This window comes from Candidatus Solincola tengchongensis (assembly GCF_015711935.1).
Lineage (GTDB): Bacteria > Actinomycetota > Geothermincolia > Geothermincolales > RBG-13-55-18 > Solincola_A > Solincola_A tengchongensis.
Genome location: NZ_MU158682.1, coordinates 46874 through 55548 on the forward strand (window position 1 = coordinate 46874; position 8675 = coordinate 55548).

Genomic DNA, 8675 nt, shown 5'->3' on the forward strand with positions numbered 1-8675 from the left:
TACGCCGTGACGGCCGCTGGTAAAGGACGTCTGCCGCCGAGCCGCGGTCGGCATTATTATACCTGCCCTCAGCGCGGAGTTTTAAACGGACGGGGGGAGGTCGAAGCGCGAGGCCGGGTTCGTGGCTCGGACGAAGGAGTTCGGAACCTGGCGGGCGGAGCCGGAAAAAAAGCGGGAGATAGGGCAAGAAAGGCCGGTCTCGGAAAGGCGGGGCCGCGGTTCAGTACTTGGAGAGGGTTCCCGTCTTTCGAGCGTGGTTCACGGCGAGGCGGAAGAGGGCCAGGCTGAGGGGGAGCAGAGTAATGGTAATGATTGCCAGTACGGCCATCTTCCCGCGCAGTTCGTGCAGGCCCGCTCCGCGCAGGAGGGCGGCGCGCAGCCCTTCCAGGGACCAGGTGATGGGAAGGGCCTTGGAGAGAGGCCTCAGCCATGCGGGGAGCACGGTGACCGGGTAGAAGACCCCGCCGAGGAGCACGGAAAGGCTGCTCACCAGCCAGTTGACGGGGTCCCCGCGCTTGAAGGTGACGATGAAGGAGGCGGAGATTATGCCCAGGGAGGAGAAGGCGGCGACGGTGAGGGCGAAGATGAGCAGCGCGGCGCCCCAGTTGGCCCCGGCGTAGGAGACGCCGAAGAGGGCCCCCGTCCCCAAAAAGGCCAGGGCGGCCAGGGAGGTGAAGGTAAAGCGCCACAGGGAGGAGGAGAGGACCACGGTCACCAGGGAGGTGGGGGTGGACATGACCGCCTCCAGGGTCCCGGCCATCTGCTCCTCGCGCAGGCTCTCCGCGAAGGACCCCAGGCCGGTGCGTAAAAACAGGGCCAGGGCCATCCCCACCAGGGCGAAGGAGAAATAGTCGTCGGCCGACCCTCTCACCATGGAAGGATCCACCATCTTCCCCAGGAAATAGAAGATGGTGACGGAGAAGAGCAGGCCGGCCAGGGAGAGGAGGAAGTTGAAGCGGTAGCTGGTCTCGATGAGGAAATCGCGTTTCAGGAAAGCCAGGCACTTTCTCACCGCGCACCTCCGGCAACGCCCGACCCCCCACCACCCACCAAGGCCACGAAGATGTCCTCCAGCCGGGCATCTTCTCCCAGCTCCCCCTTACCTCTCTCCATGAGCTCGTCGAGCGGTCCGGCATAAAGGATCCGTCCCCGGTCCAGGAGCACCAGCTCCCGGCAAAGCCTCTCCGCTTCGCGCATGTCCTGGGTGGCCAGGAGCACGGTCTTGCCCCTCTCCTCAACCAGCCTGCGGCGGATGAAGTCCTGCAGGGGGAGGGCGGTCTCCGGGGAGAGGGAGCGGGTGGGCTCGTCGAGCAGGAGTATCTCGGGGTCGTGCAGGAGGGCCCGGGCCAGGGACATCCTCTGGCGCATCCCGGCCGAGTAGTCGGAGAAGGGTACGTCCAGGTTCTCCTCCAGTCCCAGAAGGCAGGCGACGTCGTCTATCCGCCGCGACGCGACGCGGCGTTCCAAGCCCTGGAGAGAAGCGAAGAATTCCAGGTTACGCCGCCCGGTGAGCCTCCAGTAGAAGCTGCGTTCCTCCCCGGAGGCCATCCCCAGCTGGCGCCGGTACCGGTAGTCGTTTCTCTCCAGCTCGCGGCCCATGACCGTGACCTTTCCCGAGGTGGGGAGCAGGAGGTTCATGATTATCCTCAGGAGGGTGGTCTTGCCCGCGCCGTTGGTCCCCAGTATCCCGAAGATGCTACCGCCGCTCACGCAGAAGCTGACCCCGTCCAGGGCTCTTACCTTCCCCCGCCTCCAGCCGGGCTGGAGGTAGGAGCGAAGTCCCCGTCCCGGCCTCGGGAACTCCTTGACCAGGTCCACTATCTCCAGAACCGGTCCCCGAGAGGTCCCGTTCGGCATAAGGGCTCACCGCCTTCCTTCAGGGCCTTACCTTGGAGAAGGGTACCAGCAGCGAATAGTCCACCAGATCGGCCATGGCCCGGGAGTAGGTGTCCACCCCTAGCTCCTCCGCCGCCGCGGGGGGGTTGAGCCCTCCGGCCACCACCAGGCCGACCCGGTCCTTGGGACAGGGTATCTCCAGGCAAGGCTGCCCCGGTTTCCCCAGCACCACTAGGCCTCCCATGCGGGCGGTCTTCATCTCCTCCAGTATCTCGGCGGCCCGCTCGCGGGCGCTGGCCGGGATCTGCCGGAAGGAGGCGCATATCCTCCCGTTGCCGGTCTCCGCCGCGGCGTGGACGCCGGTCATCTTTCCCTTGATGAAGATCTCGATGGGGTCCAGGGTGGAGCCGGAGTAGCTGATGATCTCCGTAAAGCGGCGGGGCCTACCATCCTGCATCTCCAGGAGGCCTCCGAAGGTGGATTCCACCGGTATCCCGTGGCGAAGGAACACGGCGTTCAGGGTCACGCTGCACAGGGTCGCCCAACCCACCATCCCGGAGGGCACCTCCAACCGGCCGATGCGCCCGCCCGGACCGGATCGCTGCACCAGGTCGGAAAGGCAGAGGCCGGCCCGGAAGGCGCCGCGCATGGCCTCCATGGCCCTCGGCTCCTGTTCCTGAGGGAAGAAGGTGATGTTCACCACCACGCGGCCCTTTCCCGTGCGCAGGTCGTAGTCGGCGCGCCAGGCGAGGTCGTCTATGCGCGCATTGACGAAGCCCAGGCGTTCCACGGCCAGGGCACCCTCCACTTCCCTGGCCCCCTTCTCGGTGAGAACCCGTCCGCTCCTTCCCACCAGGCGTGTGTACCCCCTGGCGTCGAGGTGGAGGAGGTGATAGCGCACCGTCCTCTCGTTGAGGTCCAGCCCTTTGCGGGACAGCTCCCGTGAGACGGCCCTCGCCCCGAGGGGTTTACCCGCCTCCTGGAGGACCTCCAGGATGGAGAGGGTCTTGCGCTCCAGAAAGGCATCCTCATTCATAATCGGCAACTATTTACCGTTATATGGTCTTGACATAGCAATTATTAGGCTTATTATAGGTAATAGGTTACCTATTGCCGATTATTATAGACTATACGCCTCAAGGCGTAAAGTCCCTGGAGCGGTGCTCTCTGTCACCTCCAGGGGTTAGACTGTCAATGGTCGTGGGCAGGTTTTGCGATTAATATATTCTATGACCCGGATGCGGTGAGGACGCCGGGTTCGTCATCCCGAACCCGCGAGGAAGACCGATGGCCTTGCGAAAGGCAAGACCGATGGCCTTGCGAAAGGCGGTAGATAGTTGAAACGCATAATCCCCCGTGAGGAATACTGCATCGGCTGCCGCCTATGCGAGATACACTGCATCGTCCAGCACTCCAAGAGCCGGAACATCATCAAAGCCTTCAAGAAGGAGCGGAGGCCGGCCAAGAGGGTGGAGGTCGAGGAGCACGGCCACGTCTCCTTCGCCCTGCAGTGCCGGCACTGCGAGGAGGCCCCCTGCATCACGGCCTGCCTCTCGGGGGCCATGCAGAGGGATGGCGTGTCGGGAGTGGTGGTCCACGACTCCCGGCGTTGCGTGGGCTGCTGGACCTGCATCCTGGTCTGCCCTTACGGGGCTGTACGCAGGGACGGGGAGGGCAAGAAGGTGGTGGGGAAGTGCGACCTTTGCCCGGACCTGGAGGTGCCGGCCTGCGTGGCCAACTGCCCGAACGAGGCCCTGGTGCTGGTCGAGGAGTAGGCGCACGTAGGCATGGAACCGGATTGGCACTCGGCCCGTCCGGCGCCCGAGGGTAGTCCCCGGGGGAGGTATAGGAAAGGGTCGCGCGGGAGAAGAGGAAGAGGCGCGGACATGCGGACATACGACTACGTGGTGGTGGGCAACTCGGCGGCGGCCATCAACGCCTGTGACGCCATCCGCAGCTTGGACCCGGACGGTAGCCTGGCCCTGTTCGGCGAGGAGAAGCGCCGCTGTTATTCCCGTCCCCTTATCTCCTACCTGGTGATGGGGACCGTCGACGAGAAGGGGATGTACTACCGCCCCCCAGATTATTACCGCAGGCGGAAGATCGACTTCCATGCGGGGAGCAAGGTGGAGGCGGTGGACCCGGAGCGGCGGTGCCTGGAGACCTCGGATGGCGAGAGGTATAAGTGGAGGAGGCTGCTTCTGGCCACCGGGTTCCGCCCCTTTATGCCCCCGGTAGAAGGACTGGAGGAGGCGATGTACCTCACCTTCGTGTCCTGGGATGACGCCAGGACCATGCTCCGCCTGACGTCCCGCCCCCTGAGGTCGCTGGTGATGGGGGCCGGCCTGATAGGCATGAAGGCTGCGGAAGCCCTTCACTCCCGGGGATGCGAGGTCGTTGTGGTGGAGAGGATGGACCGTGTCCTCCCCCTGGCCCTGGACGAGACGGCCTCGGAGATGGTGGCCGCGCGTTGCAGGGAATCGGGCATAGAGATACTTACGGGCCGCAGCGTCTCGCGGGTCGCGGCCCGCGGCGGATACCGCGGTACGGCGGTCCTCGATGACGGTGCGGAGCTGGACTTCGACCTCCTGGTGGTGGCGGTGGGGGTGAGGCCGCGCACCGAGCTCGCCGAGGTGGCGGGTCTGCGCTGCGAGGGCGGGATCGTGGTGGACGAGCATCAACGGACCTCCGAGCCGGACGTCTACGCCGCCGGTGACGCCGTGGCGGCCTACGACCTTGTGCGCGGTGAACCCACGGTGAACGCCCTCTGGCCGGTGGCGGCCTTACAGGGAAAGTACGCGGGCCTGAACATGGCCGGGAAGGAGGCCCCTTATCCCGGCGGCAACTCCATGAACGCCGTGGAGTTCTTCGGGCTTCCCGTGCTCTCCGCCGGCGTGGTCAACCCGCCCGACGCTTCTTATGAGGTGCTCATCCGGCGGGGCGAGGACGGCGATTACCGCAAGGCGGTTATCCGGGGAGATGTGCTGGTGGGCATGCTGGTGGCCGGAAAGATAGAGAGGGCGGGAATCCTCACCTCCCTCATCCAGGAGAGGGCCAACGTGCGGAGGATAAAGGGTTTCCTCCTCGAGGAGGGCTTCGGGCACATCCATTTCCCGCGCTCCATGAGGGAGGAACGCATCGTGGAGGCGGTGGCCGGCCTGGCCAAGCAGGAGCGCGAGGCTCGGCAGGAGCGCGAGAGGAGAAGGAGATAAGCGGCCATGCTCAGAGAGGTACGCTTTCGCGACGACAAGGATTTCTCCGGGTGTTCCATATTCGGGATGATGAACGTCCGTGGGGAGAGGTTCAACGGAGAACCCATGATCACGGCCATCTCCAACATGAAGGAGAGGAGCAACGGACTGGGCGGCGGCTTCGCCGCTTACGGCATCTATCCCCAGTACGCCGAGCTGTACTGTTTCCACATGATGTACGACGACCAGGGGGCCAGGGAGGAGACGGAGGAATTCTTCAAGAGCAGGTTCGATGTGGAGGGCGCGGAGGTCATCCCCACTCGCCCCTGCGAGGGGGTGGACGACCCCCCGCTCCTGTGGCGTTATTTCCTGCGGCCCAGGGAAAGCCTGGTCTGCTCGGAGCGGGAGGCCGACGATTTTGTGGTCCAGGCGGTGATGCACATCAACGTCAGGATAGAGGGTGCCTTCGTCTTCTCCAGCGGGAAGAACATGGGGGTCTTCAAGGGGGTGGGCTTCCCCGAGGACATCGGCCGCTTCTTCCGCCTGGAGGACTATGAGGGCTACACCTGGGTGGCCCACGGCAGGTTCCCCACCAATACCCAGGGATGGTGGGGAGGGGCACATCCCTTCAACATCCTGGACTGGTCCGTGGTGCACAACGGGGAGATCTCCTCCTACGGAATAAACCGCCGCTACCTTGAGATGTTCGGGTATATCTGCACCCTGCACACGGACACCGAGGTCATCGCCTACGGGGTGGACCTGCTGCTGAGGAAGCACGGGCTCACCGTAGAGGACATGGCCAGGGTCTTCGCCGCGCCCCTGTGGACGGAGATAGACCGCATGCCGCCGCGAGAGCGGGAGGTGCACACCGCCCTGCGCCAGACATACGGTTCCCTGCTCCTCAACGGTCCCTTCAGCATCATCATCTCCAACCGGAGCCAGATGATAGGGCTCACGGACCGCATCAGGCTGCGGCCCCTGGTGGCCGGGCGCAGCGGTGAATTCATGTACATCTCCTCCGAGGAGGCTCCCATCCACCTGGTGGACGACGGCCTTCAGGAGACGTGGATCCCGCAGGGAGGGGAACCCATAATAGCCGAGCTGGCGGAGAAGATGGAGGAAATCGAGACGAAGGGCGCCGAGGTCATATCCCTTCCTGCTTCGGATTCGGCTTGATAGGGAGGCTGGAGAGCTTGAAGAGCTACCTCTTACCGCAGTTCCTCATCGACCGGGACGACTACCGGTGCATCCGGTGCGAGGTCTGCGCCCGGCAGTGCGCCTTCGAGGTGCACTGGTACGACGAGGAGGAGGACGCCGTCTTCGCCGACGAGAGCAAATGCGTGGGCTGCCTGCGCTGCGCCACCCTGTGCCCTACCAACGCCCTGGTGGTGAGGCACAACCCGACCCAGCATCCCCCAAACGCCAACTGGACCAGGGAGGTCCTGCAGAACATCTACAAGCAGTCGGAGACGGGTGGTGTCCTCCTGACCGGGATGGGTTGCGACAAGGACTACCCCATCTACTGGGACCGCATAGTCCTGGACGCCAGCCAGGTGACCAATCCCTCCATAGATCCCCTCCGGGAACCCATGGAGCTGCGCACCTACCTGGGGGCCAAGCCCGACGCCCTTAAGGTGGGAAGGAAGGGAGGCAAGCCCTCCCTGGAGACCAGGATAACCCCCCAGCTTAAACTGGAGACCCCCATCATGTTCTCGGCCATATCCTACGGGGCCATCAGCTACAACGCCTGCGAATCCCTGGCCCGCGCCGCGGCGGAGGCGGGGACCTACTACAACACCGGGGAGGGCGGGCTGCACCGCAACCTCTACAAGTACGGGGAGCATACCATATGCCAGGTGGCCTCGGGGCGTTTCGGGGTTCACGCGGATTACCTGGAGGTGGCGGCGGCGCTGGAGATAAAGATAGGACAGGGGGCCAAGCCGGGCATCGGAGGCCACCTCCCGGGGGAGAAGGTCAGCGCCGAGATCTCCCGCACGCGCATGATCCCCAAGGGCACGGACGCCCTTTCCCCCGCCCCGCATCACGACATCTATTCCATCGAGGACCTGGCCCAGCTCATATACGCCCTCAAGGAGGCCACCCACTGGAGCAAACCGGTGTCGGTGAAGATCGCCGCGGTGCACAACTCCGCGGCCATAGCCTCCGGGATGGTGCGTGCCGGGGCGGACATCATAGTCCTCGACGGGATCCGTGGGGGCACCGGCGCAGCGCCCACCATGATTAGGGACAACGTGGGCATCCCCATCGAGCTGGCCCTGGCGGCGGTGGACGACCGCCTGCGCCAAGAGGGCATCCGCAACCGGGCGAGCATCGTGGTGGCCGGCGGCATCCGTTCCTCCGCAGACGTCGTCAAGGCCATAGCCCTGGGGGCGGACGCGGTGTACATCGGGACGGCGGCACTAGTGGCCTTGGGGTGCCACGTGTGCCAGAAGTGCTATACCGGGAAGTGCAACTGGGGCATCGCCACCCAGGATCCCTACCTGTCCAAGCGCCTCAACCCCGAGGTGGGGGCCCGCCGCCTGGTGAACCTCCTCCGCGCCTGGTCCCACGAGATAATGGAGATGCTGGGCGGGATGGGCATAAACGCCATCGAGAGCCTGCGCGGCAACCGCCTGCGCCTGCGGGGCGTGGGCCTCACCAGGGAGGAATTGGACATACTGGGCATTAAACACGCAGGTGCCTGAAAGGGGAACCTCCCGGTGCCCGGCCCGTCTCTTCATTTGTGAGGCGCGGCCGCGCAGTTGGAGGAAGGGGCCGGGTTGCGAAGAAAAAAATGAGATGAGCGGAATAAGCATGCCGAGAGGAGAGGGACGGGTGACGGGGAGCGCGGAGTTGTAGGGGTGAAGCGGGAATGAAGATCGATGTCGACCACCATGCCGGTCTCCCGGGCGTCTTCATGCGTGTCGACGGCAGGGTGAAGATAAACGCCCGCCATCTGCACTACCGGGAGCTGAACAACATGATCAAGGGCGCCGCCTCGGAGGGCGTCGAGGAGATCGTGGTGGAGAACGTCTTCGGGCAGCGCTATATAGGATCGGGCATCCGGCGCCCGGTGCGCATCGTCATCCACGGGGTCCCCGGCAACGACCTGGGAGCCTTCATGGACGGACCCCGCATCACCGTGGACCGCAACGCCCAGGACGGAGTGGGGAACACCATGAACAGCGGTTTGATAGTGGTGCACGGCCGGGCCGGGGATATCGTGGCCATGGGCATGAGGGGAGGGAGGATATTCATCCGCGACGGGGTGGGCTACCGCGCCGCCATACACATGAAGGAATACCGGAAGCTTCGCCCCGTGCTGGTCATCGGCGGCGATACACAGGACTTCCTCGGCGAGTACATGGCTGGCGGGCTGGTCATAGTGCTCGGCCTGAAGGGAGGGAAGGGAAAGAGGTCCAGGTTCAGAGCCCGGCACATCGGTACCGGGATGCACGGGGGCCTGATCTTCCTGCGCGGGGAGATCGAGGAACATCAGCTGGGCAAGGAAGCGGTCGCCGTTCCGGCCACGCAGGAGGACAAGGAGCTCATCCGTCCCTTCGTGGAGGAGTACGCGGGTTATTTCGCCGCCGACGCCGCGTCCATAATGGGCTCCGATTTCCTCAAGATATACGCCCGGTCCCA

Annotated in this window: 8 protein-coding genes; 5 read left to right on the plus strand and 3 right to left on the minus strand. The window is 64.7% G+C overall.

What is annotated here, in order from left to right; translation table 11 throughout:
• Positions 1–220: 220 nt before the first annotated feature.
• The 3 genes from H7007_RS13250 to H7007_RS13260 are packed head-to-tail and all read right to left on the minus strand — an operon-like array spanning position 221 to position 2872.
• On the minus strand, positions 221–1012 hold the full coding sequence (locus H7007_RS13250; protein WP_287155816.1) for an ABC transporter permease: 792 nt from the start codon (positions 1010–1012) through the stop codon (positions 221–223).
• Positions 1009–1857, minus strand: a complete 849-nt coding sequence (locus tag H7007_RS13255; RefSeq protein WP_287155817.1) for an ABC transporter ATP-binding protein — start codon at positions 1855–1857, stop codon at positions 1009–1011. The genes H7007_RS13250 and H7007_RS13255 overlap by 4 nt, the downstream gene beginning before the upstream one ends.
• Before the next feature lie 19 nt (positions 1858–1876).
• Positions 1877–2872, minus strand: a complete 996-nt coding sequence (locus H7007_RS13260; protein ID WP_287155872.1) for a DUF128 domain-containing protein — start codon at positions 2870–2872, stop codon at positions 1877–1879.
• A gap of 301 nt (positions 2873–3173) precedes the next feature.
• Here H7007_RS13260 and H7007_RS13265 point away from each other — a divergent pair, with 301 nt between their 5' ends.
• From H7007_RS13265 to H7007_RS13285, 5 genes are all read left to right on the plus strand, one after another.
• Positions 3174–3611, plus strand: coding sequence for a 4Fe-4S dicluster domain-containing protein (locus tag H7007_RS13265; protein WP_287155818.1), 438 nt, complete (start codon positions 3174–3176; stop codon positions 3609–3611).
• Between the two features lie 111 nt (positions 3612–3722).
• Positions 3723–5048, plus strand: coding sequence for an NAD(P)/FAD-dependent oxidoreductase (locus H7007_RS13270; protein ID WP_287155819.1), 1326 nt, complete (start codon positions 3723–3725; stop codon positions 5046–5048).
• Between the two features lie 6 nt (positions 5049–5054).
• Positions 5055–6206, plus strand: coding sequence for a class II glutamine amidotransferase (locus tag H7007_RS13275; protein ID WP_287155821.1), 1152 nt, complete (start codon positions 5055–5057; stop codon positions 6204–6206).
• Positions 6207–6223: 17 nt separating this feature from the next.
• On the plus strand, positions 6224–7735 hold the full coding sequence (locus tag H7007_RS13280; RefSeq protein WP_287155822.1) for a glutamate synthase-related protein: 1512 nt from the start codon (positions 6224–6226) through the stop codon (positions 7733–7735).
• 167 nt (positions 7736–7902) lie between these two features.
• Positions 7903–8675 (plus strand): GltB/FmdC/FwdC-like GXGXG domain-containing protein (locus tag H7007_RS13285; protein WP_287155824.1); only part of this gene is annotated, 773 nt, incomplete at its 3' end.

What these genes read in the sequence shown, in the direction of transcription:
- H7007_RS13270 (WP_287155819.1), top strand. Translation starts at nt 3,723, where the DNA reads ATGCGGACATACGACTACGTGGTGGTGGGCAACTCGGCGGCGGCCATC.
- H7007_RS13260 (WP_287155872.1), bottom strand. Translation starts at nt 2,872, where the DNA reads ATGAATGAGGATGCCTTTCTGGAGCGCAAGACCCTCTCCATCCTGGAG.
- H7007_RS13255 (WP_287155817.1), bottom strand. Translation starts at nt 1,857, where the DNA reads ATGCCGAACGGGACCTCTCGGGGACCGGTTCTGGAGATAGTGGACCTG.
- H7007_RS13275 (WP_287155821.1), top strand. Translation starts at nt 5,055, where the DNA reads ATGCTCAGAGAGGTACGCTTTCGCGACGACAAGGATTTCTCCGGGTGT.